The following is a 24690-nucleotide window of genomic DNA, read 5'->3' as shown; positions in this document are numbered from 1 at the left end:
CCGACGCGCGCGCTTGCCGCGCGTTGTGCTTTTACGGGGCCGTGCGACCTATCGTTTCAGGAGATCTGCAATGAGCTTCATCGAACGCCTCGCCCCCCTCCGCGCCCAGCCCGGCACCCGCCTGACCACCGGCCTGGATGACGCCACGCTGGAGCGTCTTGCCGCCTCCCACCCCGCGCTGGTGGCAGCGGCGGATGCCGCCGCAGCCGAATTTTCCCGCCTCCAGGGTGAGCTGGGCGAGGTGCTGGCGCTGGATGAACAGGCCCAGATCGACGCCATGCAGGACGGCTTCATCAACTTCTATGCCGACGATGCGGTGACGCCGTATGTCGCCTTGACCGCACGCGGCCCGTGGGTGGTCACGCTCAAGGGCGCGGTGCTGTACGACGCCGGCGGCTACGGCATGCTCGGCTTCGGCCACACCCCCGATGCGGTGCTGGAGGCGATGTCGCAGCCGCAGGTGATGGCCAACATCATGACCCCGAGCCTGTCCCAGCAGCGCTTCGTCAAGGCGCTGCGTGCGGAGATCGGCCATCGCCGTGGCGGTTGTCCGTTCACCCGTTTCATGTGCCTCAATTCCGGTTCGGAAGCGGTCGGCCTGGCCGCGCGCATCGCCGATGTGAACAGCAAACTGCAGACCGATCCGGGCGCCCCGCATGCCGGTGCCGCGGTCAAGCGGGTGGTGATCAAGGGCAGCTTCCACGGCCGCACCGACCGCCCTGCCCTGTACTCCGATTCCAGCCGGCGCACCTACCAGCAGCACCTGGCCAGCTATCGCAACGAAGACTCGGTGATCGCCATCGCCCCGTATGACGAAGCCGCCCTGCGCGCGGTGTTCGACGAGGCAGCGCGCAGCAACTGGTTCATCGAAGCGGTGTTCCTGGAGCCGGTGATGGGCGAAGGCGATCCAGGCCGCTCGGTACCGCCGGCGTTCTATGCGCTGGCCCGCGAACTGACCCGCGCCCACGGCAGCCTGCTGCTGATCGACTCCATCCAGGCCGGCCTGCGCGCCCACGGTGTGCTGTCGGTGGTGGATTACCCCGGCTTCGAAGGCCTGGATGCGCCGGACATGGAAACGTACTCAAAGGCGCTGAATGCCGCCCAGTACCCGCTGTCAGTGCTGGCAGTGAACGAACGCACCGCGCAGCTGTATCGCAAGGGCATCTACGGCAACACCATGACCAGCAATCCGCGTGCGCTGGACGTTGCCTGCGCCACGCTGGCCCAGCTCACCCCGGAAGTGCGCGGCAACATCGCCGAGCGTGGCCGAGAGGCACTGCGCCGACTGGAAAAGCTCAAGGACGAACTGGGCGGACTGATCACCAAGGTGCAGGGCACCGGCCTGCTGTTCTCCTGCGAACTGGCTCCGCAGTTCAAGTGCTACGGCGCCGGTTCCACCGAAGAATGGCTGCGCCGCCAGGGCGTCAATGTGATCCACGGCGGTGAGCGCTCGCTGCGCTTCACCCCGCACTTCGGCATGGACAGCAGCGAGCTGGAACTGCTGGTCGGCATGGTCGGCCGTGCCCTGCGCGAAGGCCCGCGCCGCGAGCAGGCCCAGGCCGCCTGAACCCCGCCTCCGCTGGCACCGGGCAGCATCCGGTACCAGCAGGTAAAATGCGCACGAACCCCCAACCCGCACCCCGCCCCCGGCGGGGCGCTTTCGTTTCAAGGAATCCCGATGAAGTCCCTCTGTGTTTACTGCGGCTCCAACGCAGGCAGCAAGCCGATCTATACCGAACGCGCGATCGCGCTGGGTGACCGCATCGCCCGTGACGGCCTGCGCCTGGTCTACGGCGGCGGCAACGTCGGCCTGATGGGCACGGTGGCCAATGCCGCGCTGGAAGCAGGCGGCGAAGTCACCGGCGTCATCCCGCAGCAGCTGGCGGACTGGGAAGTCGCGCACCGCGGCCTGACCACGCTGGAAGTGGTCGGTTCCATGCACGAACGCAAGTCGCGCATGTTCGAGCTCTCCGACGCTTTCGTCGCACTGCCCGGTGGCTTCGGCACCATGGAAGAAATCTTCGAGATGCTGACCTGGCGCCAGCTCGGCATCGGCAACAAGCCGTGCGCCTTCCTGGACGTGGACGGTTTCTACGCCCCGCTGATCGGGATGATCGACCGCATGGTCGAAGAGCGCTTCCTGCATCCAGCCCAGCGCGCCGACCTCTGGTACGGTTCGGACATCGGGGCGATGCTGGACTGGATGCGCAGCTACGAGCCCGCGCAGGCCTCCAAGTGGATCGACGAGAAGCGCCGCAACGCCCTGGTCTAACGCGGTGCCGGGCGGCCCAGCAGGTAGCCCTGGCCGTAGTCGCAGCCCAGGTCCAGCAGGATCTGGCGCTGGCTTTCGGTTTCTATGCCCTCGGCGATGGTGTTGATGCCGAGCGTGCGCGCCAGTGACACCACGCCTTCCACCAGCGCCAGCGTGCTCTGCGCTTCCGGGCCGTTGAGTCCGGCGATGAAGCTCTGATCGATCTTCAACGTGGAAATCGGGAATCGGTGCAGGTAGGACAGCGCCGAGAAGCCCGTGCCGAAATCATCCAGCTGCACCAGGATGCCGCGTTCGCGCAGCGCCTGCAGCACGCGCAGGGTGCGTGGACCCTCATCGAGCAGGGCCACTTCGGTGATCTCCAGGCGCAGCCGGTGCGGGTCGGCGTCGAAGGCTTCGATCAAACCGAACAACCGATTGCTGAACTCGGCCGAGCGGAAATGCCGCGGTGATACGTTGACCGATACATAGCCGGTGCCGCCGCGCGACAGGCCGGCGATTACCTGCTCGTAGATCAGCCAGTCCACCTGCTCGATCAGGCCACTGCCCTCGCCGAGGTCCAGGAACGCGCCCGGCAACAGCATCCCGCGGGTCTCGTGCTGCCAGCGCAACAGCGCCTCATGGCCTACCACCACGCCATCGGTGAGCCGCACGATGGGCTGGTAGTACGGCAGGAAGTCCTGGTTGATGATCGCCCGGCGCAGGTCCGATTCCAGGTCCAGGCTGCGCATCGCCTGCTCGCGCATGTCCTCGTCGAAGATCGCGCAGCGGTCGTGGCCCTGCGCCTTGGCGCGGTACATCGCCGCATCGGCATCCCGCAGCAGCTCTTCGCCGCGCTGGTAACGCGTATTCCACAGCGCGATGCCCAGGCTGCCCGAAGGGAACAGCTCGCGCCCGGCCACCCACATCGACTCCTGCAGCGCCAGCAGCATGCGCTGGGAGAACTCCAACGCCTGCGCCAAGCCGTGCGGGCACTGCAGCAGGATGGCGAACTCATCCCCGCCCAGCCGTGCCACCACGTTGTCCGGACCCAGCATCGAGACGATGCGCTTGGCCACCTCGACCAGCATCTGGTCACCGGCGGCATGGCCGATGCTGTCGTTGACCAGCTTGAAGCGGTCCAGGTCCAGGAACAGCACCGCGAACTCCCCGCCCTCGCCCTTGCGTGCGCGCAGCAGCGCATCTTCCAGGCGATCCAGCAGGTGGATGCGGTTGGGCAGGCCGGTCAGGCCATCGTGCATGGCCTGGTGGGTCAACCGCTGCTCGGCGCGCAGCCGTTCGGCGATCTGCCCCAGCAGCTTCTCATTCACTTCGCCCAGTTCGCGGGTGCGTTCCTCCACGCGTTGTTCCAGTCCGGCATGGGCCAGCCGCAGCCGCTCCTGGTCGCGCTGCCGCGCCAGTCCTGCGCCGATGTTCTGCGCCACGAAGGTCAACAGGCGCTGGTCGTGCGCGGTGAAGGCCACGTCCGGGCTGTAGCTCTGCACCACGATCACCCCGACCACTTCGTCATCGCGCAGCAGGGGCACGCCAAGCCAGCACTGCGAGCGCACGCCCGACTCGCGCACCTTGCCGGCCTCGATCATCGCGTCGATGTCCGCGCGTGCGGCCAGCAGCGGTCGCCGCTCGCGCACTACGTGTTCGGTCAGCCCCTGGCTGAAGGCGCGCGGCGCGCGCGTGACCGTGTATTCGTCGACCGAGTAGACGAATTCCAGCCCATCGCCCGCCTCGTTGACCAGGGCGATGTAGAAGTTGCGCGCATCCAGCAGGGTGCCGACGATGCCATGGACCTGCGCATGGAACTGCGACAGGCTTTCGGCCTGCATCGCCAGTTCGGCGATGCCATACAGCGCGGCCTGCAGCTTTTCGGCACGGCGACGTTCGAAGACCTCATCCTGCAGGCTGCGGTTGGCGCGCTGCAGCTCCAGCGTGCGTCGTTCCACCTGCCGCTCCAGCTGCACCTGCGCCTGGCGCCGGTCCATCGCCGTGCGCACGTGCTGGGCGACGAAGCCGAGCAGCGCGCGGTCCGCCTCGCCATAGCGGTCATGCTGGTCGTAGCTCTGCACCACGATCGCCCCGCACACGCGGCCTTCGCGCAGCATCGGCACGCCCAGCCAATCCAGGCTTTCCGGCCCACGCCAGTGCTGCCCGTCCTGGCCCACGCTGGCCAGCAACTGGCGCGAGGGGCCACTGAGCGGGTGCCCATGCTGCAACAGTGCGAAGGTCAGGCTCCCGGGCAGCTCGCTTTCGGCATAAGCACGCGAAGGATCGGCGATGAAATCATCGATCTGGTCGGCGAAGTACAGGAAGCGGATGGTCTGCCGGATATCGTCATATTCGACGATGAAACAGTTGTGCGCGTACATCAGCGTGTTGAGGACGCGATGGACATGCCGCAGCATCTCGGCCATTTCCAGCTCGGCCCCGGACAGATCGGCGATCTCATACAGCGCCTGCTGCAGCCGCTTGGCATCTTCAAGGGCGTGGATCTGGCCGGCCTGGCGGGCCTGCTGCAGCCCCAGTTGAAGCGCTTCGCGGGCGACCGACCACCAGCCCGCGGGCACCGCTGCGCCTTCGACACGCAGCCCGATGCGCGCACCGTCGTGCTGCCATTGCTCGTGCTGCGCCTGCTGCGGCCCGGCCGCGCGCAATGACGGCATCGCCTGCGGCCGATGGCATTGGCTCCCCTGCCCCAGCAGCGGATCGTCCCAGTCCACCCACAGACAGGCGTGGCCCGGCAACAGGCCACACAGGGCCTCCAGCAAGCCGCTGGTCACCACCGCATTGCCCGGTGTTTCCATCGTGGGTGCAACGATCTGACTGGACAACATGACGACCCCATGGCGCGGGAACTCCCGACACCTCCCCTGTGCGCGGAGCATAGCGCTTTCCGCGACCTGAATTTGTCGCGCCGCAACCCCGTTCCGCCCCTGCGCGCGTTGACGCTCCGGACATGCCCATTCCTGCTCCCCCGGCCACCTCCCTGCGCCCCCTGATGAGCGGCTATGCGCCGCCGCGGACAGGCCTTACCCTGTCCCCCGTGGATACCGCCGCCCTGCCAACCGATGAAGCCTTGATGCTGGCCTGGGCCGGCGGCGACCTGCCCGCCTTCCAGGCGCTGTACGAGCGCCACCGCAGGCGCCTGCACGGGTTCCTGCTGCGCCAACTGCGCGACCCCGGCCTGGCCGAGGAAATGTTCCAGGACGTGTGGCAGCGGGTGATCGCCGCCCGCGCCGGCTGGCAACCGGACGCCGCCTTCAGCACCTGGCTGTTCCGCATCGCGCATAACCGCCTGAACGATCATTGGCGCGCGGCGCGCCACCGGCCACCCGCACCGGCTGACGCCGAAGCACGGGTGGAAGCGGTGGTCGACGGCCACACCCCGGAAACCGAACTGAGCGGCTTCGAACAACGGCGCCGGGTGCAGCAGGCGATGGATGCGCTGCCGGCGGAGCAACGCGAGGTGCTGCTGCTTCGGCTGGAGCAGGAACTCAGCCTGGAGGAGATCGCCGAGGTCACCGGCGTCGGCCGGGAAACGGTGAAGTCGCGCCTGCGCTATGCGATGGACAAACTGCGTGCAGGATTGGCCCCATGAACAGCCGCGATCCCCTCACCCCTGAAGAGCGCGAACTGGCCCGGCTGCTGGGTGGCCGGCTGGACAAGGCACCGCCGCCCGCCGTGGATGCCGCCGTGCTTGCCGCCGCGCGGGCATCGGTGCAGTCCGCGCCCGCCGGGCAGGATGCCGAGCCCGTGGGCGCGGACGACGCACCGGCGCAGGCCCAGCGTCGGCAGCATCGTCGTGCGCGTTGGCCGACGGTGGCGGGCATCGCCGCGTCGGTGGTTTTCGCCGTCGGCCTGGCCTGGCAGATGCAGCCGCAGCGGGAGCCGCCGCCGGCCCCATCGCTGCAGGAGCTGGCCACGCCCGCTCCCCACCCGGAAGCTGATCCACCTGCGCCACGACCCATCGCAGACACAGCACCTGCAACGCCTGGCAGTGCCGCCACGCAGCGCGCGCAACCGAAGCCAGCGCCGAGGCCGCCCGTGCAGGCGCAGGCACCGGAGGCGCCGGCGCAGGCAACCGCGCCCACCCAAGTGGACGCTGCGCCCGTGCCGCAGGCGTTCCGCGCACGCGCAGCGGAATCGGCGCGCATGGCCCCATCGCGGCCGGCGCCGCCAGCCGCACCTGCAGCGGCGGTGATGGCCGCACCGGCGCCTGCCGCGGAGGCGTTCGCCAAGCCCGCACGCACGCCGCAGGAAACTGCCGCGCAGGACACCGCCGAGGCAGCTGCTGCGACGGCATCGGCACCACTGAGTGCAGCGGCGGTGCAGCAGGAAGTGGAGGCCGATGCACGGCTCACGCGGCGGCAGTGGCTGCAGAAGATCCGCCATCGTCGCGACGCCGGTGATGTGGATATGGCGCGGGCCAGTCTGGAGCGCTATCTGGCCCAGTATCCGGAAACCCGGCTGCCGCGCGACCTGCAGCCGCTGCTCGCCGATTGACTCCGTACCCTGGTCGGCACGTGCGTGGCGTGCGCACGGTAAGATCACAGGGATGCTCGATACCCTCGCCGCTGCCGTCGACCACTGCCTGGAGATCAAGCACAGTCGTTTCCTGGCCCACGCCGCGCCGATCCGTGATGCCGGCCACGCCCTGGAGTTCCTGGGGCAGGTTGCCGTGGCCGATGCCACGCACAACTGCTGGGCCTACCGGCATGGCAATGAGTACCGTTCCAGCGATGACGGCGAGCCATCAGGCACCGCCGGCCGCCCGATCCTGGCGGCCATCGACGGCCAGGGTTTCGACCGGGTCATGGTGGTGGTCACCCGCTGGTATGGCGGCATCAAGCTGGGCGCCGGCGGGCTGGTGCGCGCCTACGGCGGTACCGCCGCCGAGTGCCTGCGGACCGCGCCGCGTGAGCCCCTGGTGGCGCTGGCACACCTGCAGATCCACGCGCCGTTCGAGGACCTGGGCGCACTGCACGCCGCCCTCGCCGCTCACCTGGCAGTCAAGCAGGAAGAGACCTTCACCGCCGATGGCGCCAGCATGCGGGTCGAACTGCCAGCCGACCAGTGCGATGCATTGAAAACCCGCCTGCGCGACGCCACCCGTAACCGGGTACGCCTGCATTCTCCCTCCGAGTCCCCCCCTCATGACTGACACCGACGCGTCCCGCCCCGCCCTCAAGCGCCTTGGCAGCCTGGGTACGCTGTGGCCTTTCGTGCGCCGCCACGTGGGGTTGTTCAGTGCCTGGCTGGTGGCGTTGGCGGTGTCCTCGGCGGCCACGCTCAGCCTGCCACCGGCGGTCAAGCAGATGATCGACCATGGCTTCACCGGAGGCGGCCAGATCAACCGCGCTTTCGCCTTGCTTATGGTGGTGGCGGTGGTGATGGCGCTGGCGACCGCCGCGCGTTTCTTTTTCGTCTCGCTGCTCGGCGAAAAGGTCGTCGCCGACCTGCGCGCGCAGCTGTACGGCCACCTGATCACGCTCGGCGCCGGCTTCCATGACCGCAATCGCAGTGGTGAACTGGTCTCGCGCCTGACCGCCGACAGCGAACTGCTGCGCAGCGTGATCGGCTCCACCATGTCGGTGGCCCTGCGCAGCAGCGTCACCGTGGTCGGCAGCCTGGTGATGCTGTTCGTGACCAGCCCGCGGCTGGCCGCCTGGGCACTGCTCGGGATTCCGCTGGCGGTACTGCCGATCGTGCTGGGTGCGCGCCGCCTGCGCGGGATTTCGCGCGACAGCCAGGACCGCATCGCCGACGCCAACAGCCTGGCCGCTGAAACCCTGGGTGCAGTCCGCACCGTACAGTCACACGCACGCGAGCCCTACGAACGCGGCCGCTTCGACCATGCGCTGAAAGACGCGATCCGTGCTGCCCGGCGACGCATCCGCGCGCAGTCGCTGGTCACCGCCAGTGCCATCCTGCTGGTGTTCGGCGCCATCGTCGGCGTGCTCTGGCTGGGCGCGCACGACGTGATCGCCGGTCGACTGTCTGCCGGTACGCTCGGCCAGTTCGTGCTGTACGCGCTGATCGGTGGCGGCTCGGTGGGGGCGCTGGCCGAAGTGTGGAACGAACTGCAGCGCGCGTCCGGCGGCATGGGGCGCATCAGTGAACTGCTGCAGGAAGACATTGAGATCCGCGCGCCGGCCTCGCCGGCGGTGTTGCCGGTTCCAATGCGCGGCGAGATCCGTTTCGACGACGTGGTGTTCCACTACCCGCAGCGCCCTGACACTGCCGCGCTGGAGCATTTCAGCCTGCACGTGCGGCACGGCGAAACGGTCGCGCTGGTGGGCCCTTCCGGTGCCGGCAAGAGCACCGTGCTGCAGCTGCTGCTGCGTTTCCACGATCCGCGCTCCGGTGCGTTGAGCGTGGACGGCATCGACCTGCGCGCGATGGATCCAGCGGCGCTGCGCGCGCAGCTGGCGCTGGTGCCGCAGCAGCCCACCCTGTTCGCCGCCAGCGCGCGCGACAACATCCGCTATGGACGGCTGGACGCCAGCGATGCCGAGGTGGAAGCCGCTGCCCGCGCCGCCGAAGCCGACGAGTTCCTGCGTGCGCTGCCGGAAGGGTATGACAGCGAGCTGGGCGAGCGTGGCGCACGCCTGTCCGGTGGCCAGCAGCAGCGCATCGCCATCGCCCGCGCCCTGTTGAAGGATGCCCCTATCCTGTTGCTGGACGAAGCGACCAGCGCGCTGGACGCGCAGAGCGAACGGGCCGTGCAGCAGGCGCTCGAACGCCTGATGGCAGGCCGCACCACGCTGGTGATCGCGCATCGCCTGGCGACCATCCTCAAGGCCGACCGCATCGTGGTGATGGACCACGGCCGGATCATCGCCCAGGGCACCCACGAACAGCTGCTGGCCGAAGGCGGCCTGTACGCGGAACTGGCTCGCCTGCAGTTCATCGACTGACCACGCGCGGATAACAAGCAGCGGCGCACGCTTGCCCCGCAGACCCGTGGAGTGAAGGAGGTAGACGATGTCGTTCCGTCAGTTTCCCGCGACCGATTCCAATGGCGAAAGCCGCATCATCATCGAGTTCAAGCCGGAAGATGCATCCGCGAAGGACCAGCGCGCCGAGCCACGTTACGAACTGGAGGATGGGCGTGTGCTGGTGCGCAGCGGGCGCGAGTTCGTGACGCCCAGCGGCGATGTCCGGTTGAGCATCTGAGCGGTCGAACGGGTGCGCCCCCCTCGCGGCGGGCTGTTATCGAGCTACCGGTTTGGGCCGGGCGGTGGGGCTGAGCGGGGGACGGCAAAAACTGCGTCCATGCGGGCCTCGTTTCGCGCCATCCATGGCGCTCAACGCCCCCGCCCAGCCCCACCGCCCGGCCCTTCGACAGGTTCCGGTGGCCGCTCGCCGCGCAATGAAAAAAGAAAAGCGGTAGCGCCGACCCATGGTCGGCGAGCGCAGCGGGCCGTTGGCGGGAACATTCCGCCGACCATGGGTCGGCCCTACCAATGCCCGCCTGTCAGAAAACCTCGACACCTGGTGGCGTAATTTTCGCCACCCATCTTGACAGCGTTTGGCCGCAAGGGCTGCGGCCTGTTATCCACATGTTTGTGCGACAACCATCCACACCGCCTGTGGATGAAACCGTCAGCGTGCCAGTACCCGGCCGATCCCGCTGTCGTCCACTTCGGCCGCCGCCGCGGCGATCGCCATATCGCTGCTGCCGGGCACGAAACCGATTCGGAAATGGACTTCGCCACCGGGCGTGCGCGAAGAATGGATCGAGGCCAGGCTGACCTGGTGCTGCTCGAACACGTGCAGCAACGCGCGCAGCGATCCGGCACGATCTTCGGGCAGGTGTACCGACAACGACTGGCGTTCGGTCAGGTCGGCCAGCAGGTAACCCACGCGCTCAAAGGTGTAGTTGCCATCGGCAAGCACCTGTTCGCCGAACGCATCACGATTGGCCTGCAACATCTGCTGGCGAAACCCCGCGCGTGCCGCGTCGTCGCCCTGCTGCACCTGCACCTGCAACTGCTGCAGCTGGCCGATCAAGCGCTCCAGCATCGGTGCCACGTGCGGATTGCCGAACTGGATATCCTCGTAGATCGCCGGGTTCAACGACAGTATCCGCGAGATGATCGCCGTATCCAGCTCGAAGGACGCGGAGCGATACGGCAGCAGCGCGGAAAGATCGCCAAGTTCGGCCGCATAGCCGCGCAGCACGCCGGCCTGCGCCAGGTGCCCCGCATGCACCATCGCCTGCACCAGCGCCATCACCTTGTCGTGGTGGGCCGGGGTGGCACGCACGCACTCGGCCTGCAGGGCCGCGCACAGTTCATTGAGCCACGGCTGCCAGCGCCGCACGCGGGCTTCGCAGACCACCATCACCCTGCCCTTCAACGTCGGCGATTTGGGCGGCGCGGTCATTGGATGCAGGCCCACGACGTCCGCCTGCGAGGCCAGCATCGCCTGCACCGGGGCCTCTTTCACCGAGGTGACGTCCAGCCACAATCGACCCGCTTCGCGACCCGCCGATGCCTGCACGTACTCGGCAATCAGCGCGGGCGTATGCCGGATCGGCGCCGAGAACAACAGCACGTCGGCCTGTTCCAGCAACTGCCCTGGCGTGTGCGAGGCGGCGTCGGCAGGATCATGGCCGATCACCTGCAGCTGCATGTGTTCTTCGAAGAACCGGGTCAGCCAGCGGCCGTAGGCGCCCGCGCTGCCGACGATGCCGATCACCTGTGGCGACGCGCTCATTCCAGCTGCTCCACGGCGAACCGGTGCGGCTGCGCCAGCGCTGCGGGTGCGGCGGCATGCACGTCGAACTCTTCGTGGCCGTTGGCCAGCGTCGCTTCCAGTGCCGCATGCGTGCCCGACACGGCGCGGCTTATCGCCTGCTGCATGTCCTCGCCGCGCAGCAGGAACGCCACGATCAGGGCCATCAGCACATCGCCGGTGCCGGCCACGTCCACCGGCAACAGCGGCGAGGTCCAGCGCCAGATTCCGGACGCGCTCACCGCCAGCGTCACCAGTTCGCCCCCGTCCCCGGAAACGCTGTGCGCCAACACCCACGTCGGCCCCCGGCCCAGCAGCACGCGGGCGGCGGCAATGGCGTCGTCCTGCGCCAGCGCGGGCATGCCGGTCAGGCGGCCCAGTTCGAACGCATTGGGCGTGACCAGCCAGGCGTGCGGCAGCAGGCGCTCGGCAAACACTTTTTCCAGGCCGGGTTCGACGTAGGGACCGGTGTGGGTATCGCCGATCACCGGATCCAGGCAGTAACGCAGTTGCGGGCACGCCAGCAGGGTCTGATCGAGCCAATCCGCGAACGCCGCGCCGTTGTCGACGCTGCCGAAATAGCCGGACACCAGCATCCGCGCCCGCTGCGGCAGGCCGCGCTCGCTGGCACCGCGCAGCAGATCGGCAAACCAGTCCGCCGGCAGCACGCGCCCGCGGGTGGTGTCATAGAACGGGGCGTTGCTCAGCAGCGTGGTCGGCACTTCTGCCACGCGCAGGCCCAGTGCGCGCAGCGGAGGTGCTGCGGCGCTGTTGCCGGCGTGGCCGTAGACAAGCTGGGACTGGACCGAAATGACATCGACCGGCGACGGGCCGTCCGGGCGCTGGCGACGGCCGTGGACCAGGTGGTTTTCGAGGGATTCGCTCATCCCTTCATTTTACGCCCGTGACGACCAGCGGTCGTCACCCACCAGAGCAACTACCAAGCGTCAGGACGTCATCCGGTCCCAGAAACCCTTGACGCCATCGATGAACGTCGCCGACTTCGGCGAGTGCTTGCGGGCGTCTTCGCCGACAAAAGTGGCTTCGAACTGTTCCATCAGCTTGCGCTGGTCCGGCGTCAGGTTGACCGGGGTTTCCACCACCACGCGGCAGTAAAGGTCGCCTTCGCTGCGGCTGCGCACCGAACGCACGCCCTTGCCGCGCAGGCGGAACAGCTTGCCGGTCTGGGTTTCAGCCGGAATGCGGATTTCCGCCTCACCGCCCAGCGTGGCCACGCGGATGGTGTCGCCCAGCGAGGCCTGCGAAATACGGATCGGCACTTCGCAGTGCAGGTCATCGCCATCGCGCTGGAAGATGGCGTGCTCGCGCACCCGCACTTCCACGTACAGATCGCCGGGCTGGGTGCCGGCTGGACCGGCTTCGCCTTCACCGGCCAGGCGGATGCGGTCGCCGGTATCCACGCCTGCAGGCACCTTGACCGAGAGCACCTTGTCTTCTTCGACGCGGCCATTGCCGTGGCAGGTCTTGCACGGCTGGGCGATGGTCTGCCCGCGCCCGTTGCAGTGGTGGCACGCCTGCTGCATCGCGAAGATGCCACGCTGGATGCGCACCTGGCCGCGGCCGTGGCAGACGCTGCAGGTTTCCACCTTGCCGTCTTCCGAACCGCTGCCATCGCAGTCGCCGCACTCGGCCAGGGTCGGGATCTCGATGCGGCGCTCGATGCCCCGCACCGCTTCTTCCAGGTCCAGCTCCATCACGTAACCGATGTCGGCCCCGCGACGTGCCTGGCGTGGACCACCGGCGCCACCTCCGAAAATATTTCCGAAGATGTCGCCGAAAATGTCATTCATGTCCGGACCACCCGGACCACCGCCGCCACCGCCCATGCCGTGTTCGAACGCAGCATGCCCGTGGGCGTCGTACATCCGGCGCTTGTTGCCGTCGGACAGGGTTTCGTAGGCTTCCTTGCACTCCTTGAACGCCGCTTCGGCGGCCGCATCACCCGGGTTGCGATCGGGATGGTGCTTCATCGCACAGCGGCGGTAGGCCTTCTTCAGCTCTTCATCAGTGGCAGTGCGGGCAACGCCCAGGACTTCGTAATAATCGCGCTTGCTCATGGAGTGGATCGCTTTCCGGTACGTCGGGATTCGTCAAAGCAGAAAAGCGGACAAGGTCCGCTCCTGCGTCGGGCGCCCCGACTCGCCTTGCGGCGGCCAGGACCCTGATGCGACGACGGGACGCTGCGCAAGGCAACGTCCCGCGTCGGTCTGGATCAGGACTTCTTGTCGTCCTTTACTTCGGTGAACTCGGCATCGACGACGTCGTCGTGCTTGGCACCGGCGCCGGCGTCGGCCCCCGGGGCGCCGCCCTGATCACCGGCCGAAGCGGCGGCGAACAGCGCCTGACCGGCTTCTTCCAGTGCCTTCGAGCGCGACTCGATCTGCGCCTTGTCGTCACCCTTCATCGCCGTTTCCAGGTCGGCCAGCGCTGCCTCGACCTTGCCGATCACATCGCCACCGACCTTGCTGCCGTGTTCGGTGATCGCCGAACGGGTGCCGTGGATCAGCGCATCGGCTTGGTTGCGGGCCTGCACCAGTTCCTGGAACTTCTTGTCTTCTTCGCGGTTGGCTTCGGCATCGGCCACCATACGCGCGATCTCGTCCTCGGACAGGCCCGAACCGGCCTTGATCTCGACCTTCTGTTCCTTGTTGGTCTTCTTGTCCTTGGCCGACACGTGCAGGATGCCGTTGGCGTCGATGTCGAAGGACACTTCCACCTGCGGCAGGCCGCGCGGTGCCGGCTCGATGCCGGAAAGGTCGAACTTGGCCAGCGACTTGTTGAAGCGGGCCTGCTCGCGCTCACCCTGCAACACGTGCACCGTCACCGCCGACTGGTTGTCCTCGGCGGTGGAGAACACCTGCGAGGCCTTGGTCGGGATGGTGGTGTTCTTTTCGATGATCTTGGTGAACACACCGCCCATGGTTTCGATACCCAGCGACAGCGGGGTCACGTCCAGCAGCAGCACGTCCTTGACGTCGCCGCCGAGCACGCCGCCCTGGATCGCCGCACCCAGTGCCACGGCTTCGTCCGGGTTGACGTCCTTGCGCGGTTCCTTGCCGAAGAACTCGGTCACCGCCTGCTGCACCTTCGGCATGCGGGTCTGGCCACCGACCAGGATGACCTCGCTGATGTCGCTCGAACGCAGGCCGGCGTCATTCAACGCAACGCGGCACGGCTCGATCGACTTGCGGATCAGCTCGTCCACCAGCGACTCCAGCTTGGCGCGGGTCAGCTTGATGTTCAGATGCTTCGGGCCGGACGCATCGGCGGTCACATACGGCAGGTTGACTTCGGTCTGCTGGGCGCTGGACAGCTCGATCTTGGCGCGCTCGGCAGCGTCCTTCAGGCGCTGCAGGGCCAGCGGATCCTTGCGCAGGTCGATGCCCTGATCCTTGTTGAACTCTTCGACCAGGTATTCGATGACGCGGTTGTCGAAATCTTCGCCGCCCAGGAAGGTGTCACCGTTGGTGGCCAGCACTTCGAACTGCTTCTCACCGTCGACGTTGGCGATCTCGATCACCGACACGTCGAAGGTGCCGCCGCCCAGATCGTAGACCACGATCTTGCGGTCCTTGTTGTCACCCTTGTCCAGGCCATAGGCCAGCGCGGCCGCGGTCGGCTCGTTGATGATGCGCTTGACGTCCAGGCCGGCGATGCGACCTGCGTCCTTGGTGGCCTGGCGCTGGCTGTCGTTGAAGTACGCCGGCACGGTGATGACCGCTTCGGTGACCTTCTCACCGAGATAATCCTCGGCGGTCTTCTTCATCTTCTCCAGCACCTTGGCGGAGATTTCCTGCGGCGCCATCTTGCGCGCATCGCTGGTGGACACCCAGGCATCGCCATTGTCGTGGGCCAGGATGCCGTACGGCACGTGGGCGATGTCCTTCTGCACTTCGGCGTCGGTGAACTTGCGGCCGATCAGGCGCTTCACCGCGTAGAAAGTGTTCTTCGGATTGGTGACCGCCTGGCGCTTGGCCGAGGCACCCACCAGGACTTCGCCGTCCTTGGTGTAGGCCACGATCGACGGGGTGGTGCGATCGCCTTCCGAGTTTTCGATGACGCGGGCCTTGCCGCCGTCCATGATCGCCACGCACGAGTTGGTGGTGCCGAGGTCGATACCAATGATCTTGCCCATGGGGGACTCCTGAAGATTATTCGGTTAATCCGGCCGCAGCCGGTGTATGAATGGGATGTGGGGGAGGCTCGTGGAACATTCAAGCCATCCCGGGACGCTGTATTCCACGATTCAGGATCCAGGCAGCGCCGGGCCATGCCCGGCGGCACCGGCTTTCCCGACCCGCGGTCAGTCGCGCGCGACCACCACCAGCGCCGGGCGCAGCAGGCGGTCGTTGAGCAGGTAACCCTTCTGGAACACCTGCACCACGCTGCCCGGGGCGGCGCCGTTGGCGTCGACCTGGCTGATCGCCTGGTGGTGTTCCGGGTTGAAGGGCTGTCCAGTCGGGTCCAGCAGCGCCAGTCCGTTGTCCGCGGCCACCTTCAGCAGCTGCCTGTAGGTCATTTCAAGGCCGTCGCGCAGCGGGCTGGCGTCCTCGCCTGCGGCCTTCAGGCCGGCGTCCAGGCTGTCGAACACCGGCAACAGCTCGCCGAGCAGCTTTTCGTTGGCGAAACGGCGGGCCTGTTCCACGTCACGGGTCATGCGCTTGCGCTGGTTGTCCAGGTCGGCGCGCTCACGCAGCGCATCGGCCTTGACCTGCTCCAGCTCACCGCGCAGCTGCTCCAGCTGGTCGTGGTGGGCCGTGGCGGCCTCGTCGGCGGCCGGGTTGGATTCGATATCGTGATGATCTTGGTTCATGTGCGTTTCCCTGGCGGTGACTCCCCGCCTCCATCCCACCTAGTGTGGGCGGGAAACTGCGTTTCAAGCGCCGCGGGTCATCGCGTTGCCCGATCCCGGCGAAAAGGCCGCCCCGAGCACCTCGGCGGTAGCCTGTACCAGCGGGATCATCCGGTCGTAGGCCATCCGCTTCGGCCCGATCACCCCCAGCACGCCCAGTACTTGCCCATCGGCGGTATACGGCGCTGTGACCAGCGAGACGCCCTCCAAAGGCACCACCCCGGTTTCTTCGCCGATGAAGATGCGCACGCCCGGCGCCTGGATGGTGCGCTCCAGCAGCTGCAGGATCTCGCGCTTGCTCGAAAACAGCTCGAACAGCTCGCGCAGCCGTTCCAGGTCGGACAGGTCCTGCACGCCCATCAGGCGGGTCTGGCCGGCCACCAGCATGTCGTTGGCCGGCGGCTGCAGGGCCTGCTCGGCCAACTCGATGCTGTGCGCCAGCAGTTGTTCCATCTCGCTGCGGGTATCGCGCAGCTCGTGCAGCAGGCGGCGGCGGATCTGCGCCACCGGCAGGCCGGCGAAATGACTGTTCAGGTAGTTGGCGACCTGCTCCAGCTCGCCCGGCTCCCAGGGCCTGCGGGCCTCGATCACCCGGTTCTGCACTTCACTGTCGGCGAACACCACGATCGCCAGCACGCGATGGGCGTCCAGCGCCACGAAATCGATCTGGCGGAAGGCGAACTGCTCGCGCGTGGGCGCACTGACCACGCCGACGAAATGGCTCATCGCCGACAGCAGCTCGGAGGCACTGCCGAGCAGCGCCTGGGTGCCAGCGCCACTGGCCAGCTCGCTGCGCAGGCGGCTCAGGTCCTGCTCGCCCGGCGGATGCATCTGCACCAGGCTGTCCACGAACACCCGGTAGCCGTGCGCGGTGGGAATGCGCCCGGCCGAGGTATGTGGCGAACTGAGCAACCCCAGGTCTTCCAGGTCGCCCAGGATGTTGCGGATGGTGGCCGCGCTGACATCCAGCCCTGCCGTGCGCGCAAGCGTTGCCGACCCGACCGGCTCGCCATCCTGGATGTGGCGGGCGATCAGGGTACGCAGCAGGTGCCGCGAACGTGGGGCAAGTTGGTCGAAAGACGGCGGCATTGGATCAGCCTGTGAGACTCCCCTCCTAGATAATGCCGGGAAGGACGCTTGGCAAGTCATTGGTGCACGCCACCGTGCGTGCTAGCGTTGCGCGGCTTGAGAGACCTACTGGACCATGCTCAGACACTTATCAATCAAGGATTTCGCCGTTGTCCGCGCCACTGAACTGGAGTTCGGCCCCGGCATGACCGTGGTATCGGGCGAAACCGGCGCGGGCAAATCGCTGATGGTGGACGCGCTGGGCTTCCTGTCCGGCCTGCGCGCCGACAGCGGCGTGGTGCGCCACGGCGCCCCGCGCGCCGAGTTGTCGGCCGAGTTCGCCCTGGAACAGTTGGCCGGCGCCCGCCGCTGGCTGGCCGACAACGAACTGGACGACGACGAACAATGCCAGCTGCGCCGGGTGATCCGCGCCGACGGTGGCTCGCGGGCCTGGATCAACGGCCGCCCGGTGACCATTTCCCAGCTCACTGAACTGGCCGGCCTGCTGGTGGAAATCCACGGCCAGCACGAACAGCAGGCGCTGCTGACCCGGCCTTCGCAGCTGGCCCTGCTGGATGCCTATGCCAGCAACGCCGAGCAGCGCCGCGCCGTACGCGTGGCTGCGGCCGGCTGGCAGACGCTGGTCGACGAAGCCGCCGCGCTGTCCCAGCAGGGCGATGTCAGCGACCGCATCGGCTTCCTGGAACACCAGCTGCGCGAACTGGAACGCGAAGATCTGGAACCTGAATCGATCATCGCGCTGGGCGCCAGCCATCGCCGCCAGGCCCACGCCAGCGCCCTGCTGACCACCTGCGATACCGCCACCACCCGGATCAACGGGGATGACGACGCCTCCGCGCTGGGGCTGCTGGCGCAGGTGCGCGGCGACCTGGGACGGATGATCGAGCACGATGCCCGGCTGGGCGAGGTGGATGCGCTGATCGACAGCGCCAGCATCCAGCTGCAGGAAGCGCTGAGCCTGCTGGACCGCGTGCACGATGACCTGGACACCGACCCGGAGCAGTTCGAAGACAACGAGCGCCGACTGGGCCGGTTGCATGACCTGGCCCGCAAGCACCGCGTGCCGATGGAAGAGCTGGCCGCCCAGCGTGACCGCATGCAGGCCGAAGTCGAGCAGCTGCGGGGGGCTGACGTGCGCCTGCAGAAGCTGGCCGGCGAAATCGAAAAGGCCGCGATCGCTTGGCGCGAACAGGCGGCGGTGCTCAGCGCCGGGCGCCAGCGCGCAGCGGCCGAACTGTCCACTACCACCACCGGGCTGATCGCCGAACTGGGCATGGGCGGCGGCCAGTTCCTGATCCAGCTGGAACCGCAGGACCTGGCCAAGCCGGATCCGCAGGGCGCCGAACGGGTGGAGTTCCTGGTGGCCGCCAATGCCGGCCAGCCGCCGCGCCCCCTGCGCAAAGTGGCCTCCGGTGGCGAGCTTTCGCGTATCTCCCTGGCCATCGAAGTGGCCGCTCTGGACCTGGATGCAGTGCCGACCATGGTGTTCGACGAAGTCGATTCGGGCATCGGCGGCGCGGTGGCCGACATCGTCGGGCAGAAGCTGCGCGCGCTTGGAGAGAAGCGCCAGGTGCTGTGCGTCACCCACCTGCCGCAGGTCGCGTCCAAGGGCCATGCGCATTATCGGGTCAGCAAGGCGCCGGTGGAGGGCATGACGCAGAGCGCTGTGGAAAAGCTGGACACCAAGGCGCGCGAAGAAGAACTGGCGCGCATGCTGGGCGGGGTGGAAGTCAGCAAGGAAGCACGCGCGGCGGCCAGGAAGCTGCTGGCGGGCTGACCTGCGGGCGGGCCGCCCGACGGCCCGCTGCGCTCGCCGACCATGGGTCGGCGCTACCGTTCGGTGGATGGCGGCCGCTGGCCGTCGCCATTCGCCTTGGGTAGTGACGGCCGTTGGTCGTCAGCGTTTTGTCTCGGTGGGTGACGACCGTTGGTCGTCACGCTCCTGCGCGCGCCGCTGCGGGCGCCCCGGGCCTGAACGAAAAACCCCGGGCGCGCCCGGGGTTTTTCATCAACGCTCATGCCAGGGCTCAGCGGCGCTTCTTGCGCACGTAGAGAACCAGCGAGTGCTCCTCCAGCTCATACCCGTGATCGGCTGCGATCTTGCGCTGCAGCTCTTCGATTTCAGCACTTTCAAACTCGATCACGTTGCCCGAATCCACGTCCACCATGTGGTCGTGGTGGCCGCCGCGGTCCAGCTCATAGACGGCCTGGCCGCCTTCGAAATTGTGCTTCAGCACCAGGCCGGCGGCCTCGAACTGGGTCAGGACACGGTAAACCGTGGCCAGGCCGATCTCATCACCGTGCTCCAGCAACTGGCGGTAGATGTCTTCGGCGGTCATGTGGTGCTGGTGGTTCTGGGCATTGCGCTGTTCCAGCAACGCCAGGATCCGCATCCGCGGATGGGTCACCTTCAGGCCGACTTTGCGCAGGTCGTGGGTTTCCATATGTCTCCGTTCATTGGCGATTTAGCGCCAGCTGCCTCGGATTGGGTCGCGGTGGCACGCCGGGAGTGTATCATCGGATCGATTTCCCCAAACGCGATTCCCGATGCGCAATCTCCTGCTGGTCGCCGCCGTTGCCCTGTCCACCACGGGCTGCGGCATCATCTATAAGCAACCCATCTATCAGGGCAACCTGGTCCGGGAAGATGCCGTGTCCAAGCTGCAGGTCGGGCAGAGCAAGCAGCAGGTCAACGCCCTGCTGGGCACCCCCTCGGTGGCCGACCCGTTCCATGCCCAGCGCTGGGACTACATGGCCAGCCAGCGCATTGATCGCGTTGGCCGTACCGAGACGAAGAACTTCACCGTGTACTTCGAAAACGATGCGGTCACCCGCTGGGAAGGCGATTACTTCCCGGCCCAGGATTCCAAGCTGGCCACCCAGACCGTGCGTCAGTTCGGCCGCAACCTGCCGAAGGAAAAGAAGAAAGGCGGCGGCTGACCCGGTAGTGACGGCCGCTGGCCGTCAAACCGCTCCAACCTGAACCTGGTGGGTGATGCCCAGCCTGGTGGGTGATGCTGAACCTGGTGGGTGATGCTGAACCTGGTGGGTGACGACCGTTGGTCGTCACAGCCTCACCGCCCAACTTACCTGGGCTGCGCCTTCGCCCGCCGCCGACGGTTGTCCTTCGGGTCGGCCAGCAGCGGGCGGAGCAGCTCTACCCGGTCGCCGTCCTGCAGTACCTGGTCGGCACGCGCCATGACGCCGTGAACCGCCACCGCCGGGCATGCGTGGCCGCCTTCCAGCGCCGCAGCCGCGATGGCTTCGGCCACCGTAGCGCCTTCAGCCAGCTCCAGCGTGCGATCAAGCACCCGCTCCGGCCAGGCCAGCACCACCTGAACCCGGATCACGCGCTCATTCCTGCTCGTCAGCCACGCGCACGAAATCGTTGACCATGCGGTCGGCCAGCCCTTGGAACCCCAGCGCCAGCGCCGGCGCCAGCAACCGTGACTTCGGTTCGAATTCCAGTTCCAGGCTGACCTTGCAGGCGTCTTCGGCCAGCGAATGGAAGTCCCAACGCCCGTGCAGGCGCTTGAACGGACCATCGCGCAGCTTCATGTCGATGGATGCAGGGCGTGCCAGGGTGTTCTCGGTCATGAACCAGGTCGAGAACGAGCCCAGTCCAAGGTCCAGGCGGGCGACCAGGCGCTGGTCGCCCTCTTCCAGGATCTGCGCGGCCGAACACCAACGGAAACGACGCGGATAGGCGGCGATATCGTTGACCAGATCAAACATGCGCGCCGCGGAGTGTTCAACCAGGGCGCTTCGACGGATGGTAGGCATTTCAGATTCGGCTGCAGGTGATCGACCGGGCGGGCCCGAATCGGAGACAATACGGGAATGAGCAAGAACAGCAGCAAGGATAAAGCAAAGAACGCGACGGCCAACAAAACCATCGCGTTGAACAAGCGTGCCCGGCACGAGTACCACATCGAGGAGCGCTTCGAGGCGGGCCTCGCCCTGCAGGGCTGGGAAGTGAAATCGATCCGTGCAGGCCGCGGCAACATCGTGGACGCCTATGCCTATGTGAAACAGGGTGAGATCTTCCTGATCGGCGCGCAGATCACCCCGTTGATCCAGGCGTCCACCCACGTAGTGGCCGAAGACCGCCGCGAGCGCAAGCTGCTGCTGCATCGGAGCGAGATCGACAAGCTGGTCGGCAAGGTGGAGCGCGATGGCTACACCATCGTCCCCACCGCGATGTACTGGAGCAAGAACAAGATCAAGCTGGAAGTGGCGCTGGCCAAGGGCAAGCAGGACCACGACAAGCGTGACGCCGCCAAGGACCGCGAATGGGCGATTGAAAAGTCGCGGGTCATGCGCCGCGGCAACCGAGACGCCTGACCGGTTGCGCACTTCCGGGGCCTTCGTAACGTGGGTGACGACCGCAGGTCGTCACGCTGTTGCTGTCGCCCGTGCCGCCACGCTCGCCGAGCATGGCTCGGCGCCACCACCCGGATAGTCCGGTAGTGACGGCCGCTGGCCGTCAATGCGTCGCTTCGGTGGGTGACGGACATTGGTCATCACGCCCTCCCCTCCTCAGACGTCCACCGCGCCACCCGGCTTGCGCGGCGACAACGCCGCGTGCATCACCGCCAGGTGCATCACCACGGCCAGCTCGTCAGCATGACTGTCATCACCCGCGCGCCAGCGATTGGCCAGCGTCGCCGCTTCGCCCGGCAGCAACGCCAGCAGCCGCGAGTCATCCATCGCATCGGCCGCCTGCTGTAGACGGCGCGACAACCGACGCGCCTGCAGCACGTGGGTCAGTGCACTCACCATGGCCAACGCCAGCAGGGCGATCGCCAAGCCATGCTCAAACCATTGGGACAGGATGTCCGGCTCCGGGGCCCACGCCAGCACCGCCAGCAACAGCAGGCCCAGCAGCCGCCAATAGTCCAGCGAGGGTCGCTTGCGGCGTGGCCAGTGCACCACCACCGCACTGGCCACCAAGGCCGCAGCTGCCGTCACCGGCAATTCGATCAGGCACCCGGCCGCTACCAGGGCAACCAGCGCCGTCCACACCCACGGCGGCGGCACGGCCCTGCGCAGGTAGCCCATTCCCACCGGGCCGACCAACTGCCGAAGGCTGCGCTTGTTGCTTACATTCACCTGTAACCTCGCCTGCAGAGCCAGTCCCCATGCTCGCCCGGCGGGCGTCGCAAAGAGGTCGGGAAGACGTTAACAGTTCAAGATCCACGCTTGCTACCGGAAAAACGCGCGTTTGCGTGACTGTTCAGCCGGATTGGCGTAGCATCATCCGCGTTGGGCAGCCCTGCTCCAAGTCATCGGGACCGGGCCAGTACTTGCAAGCACTTGTTTGAAACCGGGGGTGCATTGGTTTCGACGGGGGTTGTGAAGTCGCTTGGCGCATGCCGAGGGGGTAGCTTTCCTCGTAAATCCAGCTGCAAAACTCTAGTTGCCAACGACGACAACTACGCTCCGGTCGCACTCGCAGCCTAAAAGCTGTTGAGTTAGACCTTCTGCCGACTTAGGCGGAGCCTCGAAACTGCTTGTGTCCATGCTCGCAGCGTAGAGTCATTATCATGGAATCGAGCTGGGCGGCTGCCTGTCAGTCCAGCACTAGAACGCAACAGGCTTGTTCCGGGATGTGCTTCGCACACCGTGCTGTTCCGGGACGAGACTCAACGGTGAGCTAAGCATGTAGAGCTGGGGATGGAGTGCCTTCGGACGGCGGTTCAATTCCGCCCACCTCCACCATTGAAGGGACCGAGAAGGTCCGCGAGAGCCCGGAAACCCCCGCACTTCAAGGGTTTCCGGGCTTTTTCGTTTTCGGGCTCGTTCGGCCCCGTGCGTTGCAGTTGGTGAGACGGTGGGGGCATATTCTGGGGCATCTGCCCCCTGCCCCCGACCTGATGCCCCCACTTACCGATCTGGCCCTACGCAGGGCGAAGCCCGCTGACCGTACGCAGAAGCTGTTCGACGGCGGAGGCCTCTACCTGGAGATATCCCCTCGGGACGGGCGGTGGTGGCGCCTCAAGTACCGGTTCGACGGGAAGGAGAAGCGGCTCGCCCTCGGGGTCTATCCGGACGTGCCGTTGGCCCTGGCCCGCCAGCGGCGGGAAGAGGCCCGGCAGCTGCTCGCTCGCGGCATCGACCCCAGCGAGCACCGGAAGGCGGTCTCCCAAGCAAAGTCCGAGCTGGGATCGAATACGTTCGAGGTCACAGCGCGCGAATGGTTGGCCAAGCGCGACTGGGTGCCGAAGTACTCCGTCAAGGTCGAGGCGTGGATGGCCAACGACGTCTATCCTTGGATTGGCTCCCGCCCCATCGGCGAGCTGACGGCCCCTGACTTCCTTCGGGTAGCACGGCGGATCGAGGCGCGGGGCGCCATTGAGTCTGCCCACCGGATCATGCAGAACTGCGGCCAGATCATGCGCTACGCCATCGCGACGGGCCGGGCTGAGCGGAATCCCGTGGCCGACCTGCGCGGCGCGCTCGCGCCGGCGCCTGAGCGGAATCACGCCGCCGTTGTGGACCCGGTGGAGCTGGGTGGCTTGCTGCGGGCCCTGTACGCATACCGGGGAACCGTCGTAGTTCAGTCGGCCCTGAAGCTCGCGCCCATGGTGTTCGTTCGTCCGGGTGAGCTGAGGCAGGCCGAATGGGCGGAGATCGACCTTGATACGGCACTGTGGAGCATCCCGGCGGGGCGGATGAAGATGCGCCAGGCGCACGTCGTCCCGCTCGCACGTCAGGCCGTTGACGTTCTGCGCGACCTCCACAGGCTGACAGGCCGAGGCACGTTTGTTTTCCCTGGCGCCCGCAGCAGCAAGCGGCCGATGTCTGAGGTGGCCGTGCTGGCCGCGCTGCGTGTGATGGGATTCGATAAGGACACAGCCACCGGCCATGGGTTCCGCGCCAGCGCGCGTACGCTGCTGGACGAAGTATTGGGCTTCCGGCCGGACATCATCGAGCACCAGTTGGCCCACGCGGTGAAGGACCCCAACGGCAGGGCCTACAACCGGACCACGCACCTGGTGGAGCGGACCCGGATGATGCAGGAATGGGCGGACTACTTGGACCGGCTGCGCATGGGCAACATTGTGCCGCTGCGGCCCGGTCAGGCGGCTTGATCGTCGAGGGAGGGATCGAGGCGGCGCGCGATCGATTCGAATCGGGCGGCCTCTGTGCGGAGGCGGTCGGCACCGCGGCGGCGGCGTGCCCTGTCCTCCCAGCTGCCGGTGCGATCACGGTCCAGCTCGGTGGCCTGCTGCCATAGGCCGGCAGCCTTCGTGCGCGCCCAGCGCGCCTTTCCGATGTTGGCTTTCGTCATGGTTGCCATGGTGTCCTGTACGCGTCGCAGGGGCCGATACGCAGGCAACGGCAGCTGACTGCCTCAGCCCTGCCCGATCACGTCTTGCGGGTCCAGCTGCTTGCCCCTGCCCCTCAGCACGACGTGGTCCTGGATCCACTACAGCTTCTTCGCCACCTTCCGCCGCAGCAGCTGCTCGTGGCGTAGAGCCCACAGCTCACACCCGCGCCGGCCGGCATCGAACGAGCTGCACGGCCGGAGCAGCAGCGGGGCATGCAGTCCATCCTCGGGGCTCAGCCTGGCCAGCCACGAACCATCAACCCTCTGCTGCATCGAGGCCACCTGCACGCCGCGCAGGAACAACCCCGTCGGCAGCGTGTCCAGGTGGCAGCGGGGCTTCCAGCAGAAGCCATCGGGCATTGAGGTCAGGGTCTGGGTGTCGGCGTCCATGGA

The 24690-nt window shown here is 67.1% G+C and carries 24 protein-coding genes and 1 other RNA gene; 12 read left to right on the top strand and 13 right to left on the bottom strand.

Features of this window, described 5'->3' with window-relative positions; genetic code table 11:
- Window positions 1-70: 70 nt before the first annotated feature.
- Together CXG43_RS09460 and CXG43_RS09455 are read left to right on the top strand one after the other, a co-directional pair.
- A complete protein-coding gene (locus tag CXG43_RS09460; RefSeq protein WP_101099740.1) occupies window positions 71-1567 on the top strand; it encodes an aminotransferase class III-fold pyridoxal phosphate-dependent enzyme in 1497 nt (498 codons plus the stop codon).
- 111 nt (window positions 1568-1678) lie between these two features.
- Entirely contained in the window at window positions 1679-2272 is a 594-nt protein-coding gene (locus CXG43_RS09455; protein WP_101099739.1) for a TIGR00730 family Rossman fold protein, read from the top strand.
- Here CXG43_RS09455 and CXG43_RS09450 read toward each other — a convergent pair.
- Window positions 2269-5097, bottom strand: a complete 2829-nt coding sequence (locus CXG43_RS09450; protein ID WP_232767708.1) for an EAL domain-containing protein — start codon at window positions 5095-5097, stop codon at window positions 2269-2271. The two genes, CXG43_RS09455 and CXG43_RS09450, sit on opposite strands and share 4 nt — an antisense overlap.
- 164 nt (window positions 5098-5261) lie before the next feature.
- Here CXG43_RS09450 and CXG43_RS09445 point away from each other — a divergent pair, with 164 nt between their 5' ends.
- From CXG43_RS09445 to CXG43_RS09425, 5 genes are all read left to right on the top strand, one after another.
- Window positions 5262-5861, top strand: a complete 600-nt coding sequence (locus CXG43_RS09445) for an RNA polymerase sigma factor (RefSeq protein ID WP_101099737.1) — start codon at window positions 5262-5264, stop codon at window positions 5859-5861.
- Window positions 5858-6766 (top strand): hypothetical protein, encoded by a 909-nt coding sequence (locus tag CXG43_RS09440; protein WP_101099736.1) that lies wholly within the window; start codon window positions 5858-5860, stop codon window positions 6764-6766. Before CXG43_RS09445 ends, CXG43_RS09440 begins: the two co-directional genes overlap by 4 nt.
- A 52-nt stretch (window positions 6767-6818) precedes the next feature.
- A complete protein-coding gene (locus CXG43_RS09435) occupies window positions 6819-7424 on the top strand; it encodes a YigZ family protein (protein ID WP_101099735.1) in 606 nt (201 codons plus the stop codon).
- Window positions 7417-9180 (top strand): ABC transporter transmembrane domain-containing protein, encoded by a 1764-nt coding sequence (locus tag CXG43_RS09430; RefSeq protein WP_101099734.1) that lies wholly within the window; start codon window positions 7417-7419, stop codon window positions 9178-9180. The genes CXG43_RS09435 and CXG43_RS09430 overlap by 8 nt, the downstream gene beginning before the upstream one ends.
- A 67-nt stretch (window positions 9181-9247) precedes the next feature.
- The gene (locus CXG43_RS09425) at window positions 9248-9439 is read left to right on the top strand and encodes a hypothetical protein (protein WP_101099733.1); all 192 of its coding nucleotides are present in this window, start codon (window positions 9248-9250) and stop codon (window positions 9437-9439) included.
- A 429-nt stretch (window positions 9440-9868) separates the two neighbouring features.
- Here the strand turns inward: CXG43_RS09425 and CXG43_RS09420 are convergent, their stop codons facing one another.
- The 6 genes from CXG43_RS09420 to hrcA all read right to left on the bottom strand — a co-directional run bounded on the left by CXG43_RS09420 (window position 9869) and on the right by hrcA (window position 16964).
- A complete protein-coding gene (locus tag CXG43_RS09420) occupies window positions 9869-10984 on the bottom strand; it encodes a prephenate dehydrogenase (protein ID WP_101099732.1) in 1116 nt (371 codons plus the stop codon).
- Window positions 10981-11889, bottom strand: coding sequence for a pyridoxal kinase (pdxY, locus tag CXG43_RS09415; RefSeq protein WP_101099731.1), 909 nt, complete (start codon window positions 11887-11889; stop codon window positions 10981-10983). Before pdxY ends, CXG43_RS09420 begins: the two co-directional genes overlap by 4 nt.
- Before the next feature lie 60 nt (window positions 11890-11949).
- The gene (gene dnaJ, locus CXG43_RS09410; protein ID WP_101099730.1) at window positions 11950-13080 is read right to left on the bottom strand and encodes a molecular chaperone DnaJ; all 1131 of its coding nucleotides are present in this window, start codon (window positions 13078-13080) and stop codon (window positions 11950-11952) included.
- 155 nt (window positions 13081-13235) lie between these two features.
- Window positions 13236-15158, bottom strand: a complete 1923-nt coding sequence (dnaK, locus tag CXG43_RS09405) for a molecular chaperone DnaK (protein WP_042612302.1) — start codon at window positions 15156-15158, stop codon at window positions 13236-13238.
- 168 nt (window positions 15159-15326) lie between these two features.
- On the bottom strand, window positions 15327-15836 hold the full coding sequence (grpE, locus tag CXG43_RS09400; protein WP_101099729.1) for a nucleotide exchange factor GrpE: 510 nt from the start codon (window positions 15834-15836) through the stop codon (window positions 15327-15329).
- Between the two features lie 63 nt (window positions 15837-15899).
- Complete coding sequence (gene hrcA / locus CXG43_RS09395) at window positions 15900-16964, bottom strand: heat-inducible transcriptional repressor HrcA (RefSeq protein ID WP_101099728.1); 1065 nt, start codon at window positions 16962-16964, stop codon at window positions 15900-15902.
- A gap of 115 nt (window positions 16965-17079) precedes the next feature.
- Here hrcA and recN point away from each other — a divergent pair, with 115 nt between their 5' ends.
- Window positions 17080-18741, top strand: coding sequence for a DNA repair protein RecN (gene recN / locus CXG43_RS09390; protein WP_101099727.1), 1662 nt, complete (start codon window positions 17080-17082; stop codon window positions 18739-18741).
- 250 nt (window positions 18742-18991) lie between these two features.
- Here recN and fur read toward each other — a convergent pair whose 3' ends face one another.
- On the bottom strand, window positions 18992-19408 hold the full coding sequence (gene fur, locus CXG43_RS09385; protein ID WP_042612306.1) for a ferric iron uptake transcriptional regulator: 417 nt from the start codon (window positions 19406-19408) through the stop codon (window positions 18992-18994).
- A gap of 103 nt (window positions 19409-19511) precedes the next feature.
- On the opposite strand from fur, the gene bamE reads away from it, so the two are divergent.
- Window positions 19512-19904 (top strand): outer membrane protein assembly factor BamE, encoded by a 393-nt coding sequence (gene bamE / locus CXG43_RS09380; RefSeq protein WP_101099726.1) that lies wholly within the window; start codon window positions 19512-19514, stop codon window positions 19902-19904.
- Window positions 19905-20050: 146 nt separating this feature from the next.
- Here the strand turns inward: bamE and CXG43_RS09375 are convergent, their stop codons facing one another.
- Entirely contained in the window at window positions 20051-20314 is a 264-nt protein-coding gene (locus CXG43_RS09375) for an RnfH family protein (protein ID WP_101099725.1), read from the bottom strand.
- 4 nt (window positions 20315-20318) lie between these two features.
- A complete protein-coding gene (locus CXG43_RS09370; protein ID WP_101099724.1) occupies window positions 20319-20747 on the bottom strand; it encodes a type II toxin-antitoxin system RatA family toxin in 429 nt (142 codons plus the stop codon).
- Window positions 20748-20804: 57 nt separating this feature from the next.
- Between CXG43_RS09370 and smpB the strand changes: the two genes are divergently transcribed.
- Window positions 20805-21308: an SsrA-binding protein SmpB gene (smpB, locus tag CXG43_RS09365; protein WP_042612310.1), complete on the top strand. Its 504-nt coding sequence runs from the start codon at window positions 20805-20807 to the stop codon at window positions 21306-21308.
- A gap of 195 nt (window positions 21309-21503) precedes the next feature.
- Here the strand turns inward: smpB and CXG43_RS09360 are convergent, their stop codons facing one another.
- The gene (locus CXG43_RS09360) at window positions 21504-22025 is read right to left on the bottom strand and encodes a hypothetical protein (protein WP_101099723.1); all 522 of its coding nucleotides are present in this window, start codon (window positions 22023-22025) and stop codon (window positions 21504-21506) included.
- Between the two features lie 267 nt (window positions 22026-22292).
- Between CXG43_RS09360 and ssrA the strand changes: the two genes are divergently transcribed.
- Window positions 22293-22685, top strand: a transfer-messenger RNA (tmRNA) gene (gene ssrA / locus CXG43_RS09355).
- A 155-nt stretch (window positions 22686-22840) separates the two neighbouring features.
- Window positions 22841-24058: an integrase arm-type DNA-binding domain-containing protein gene (locus CXG43_RS09350; protein ID WP_198551442.1), complete on the top strand. Its 1218-nt coding sequence runs from the start codon at window positions 22841-22843 to the stop codon at window positions 24056-24058.
- On the opposite strand, the gene CXG43_RS09345 is transcribed toward CXG43_RS09350, so the two are convergent.
- Together CXG43_RS09345 and CXG43_RS09340 are read right to left on the bottom strand one after the other, a co-directional pair.
- Window positions 24046-24267, bottom strand: a complete 222-nt coding sequence (locus tag CXG43_RS09345) for a hypothetical protein (RefSeq protein WP_101099722.1) — start codon at window positions 24265-24267, stop codon at window positions 24046-24048. The two genes, CXG43_RS09350 and CXG43_RS09345, sit on opposite strands and share 13 nt — an antisense overlap.
- Before the next feature lie 129 nt (window positions 24268-24396).
- Window positions 24397-24687: a hypothetical protein gene (locus CXG43_RS09340; protein ID WP_101099721.1), complete on the bottom strand. Its 291-nt coding sequence runs from the start codon at window positions 24685-24687 to the stop codon at window positions 24397-24399.
- Window positions 24688-24690: the final 3 nt, after the last annotated feature.

Source organism: Stenotrophomonas sp. Bg11-02, assembly GCF_002836635.1.
Lineage (GTDB): Bacteria > Pseudomonadota > Gammaproteobacteria > Xanthomonadales > Xanthomonadaceae > Stenotrophomonas > Stenotrophomonas lacuserhaii.
The sequence above is the reverse complement of the archived record's forward strand: the minus strand, read 5'-3'. Positions and strand labels throughout refer to the sequence as shown.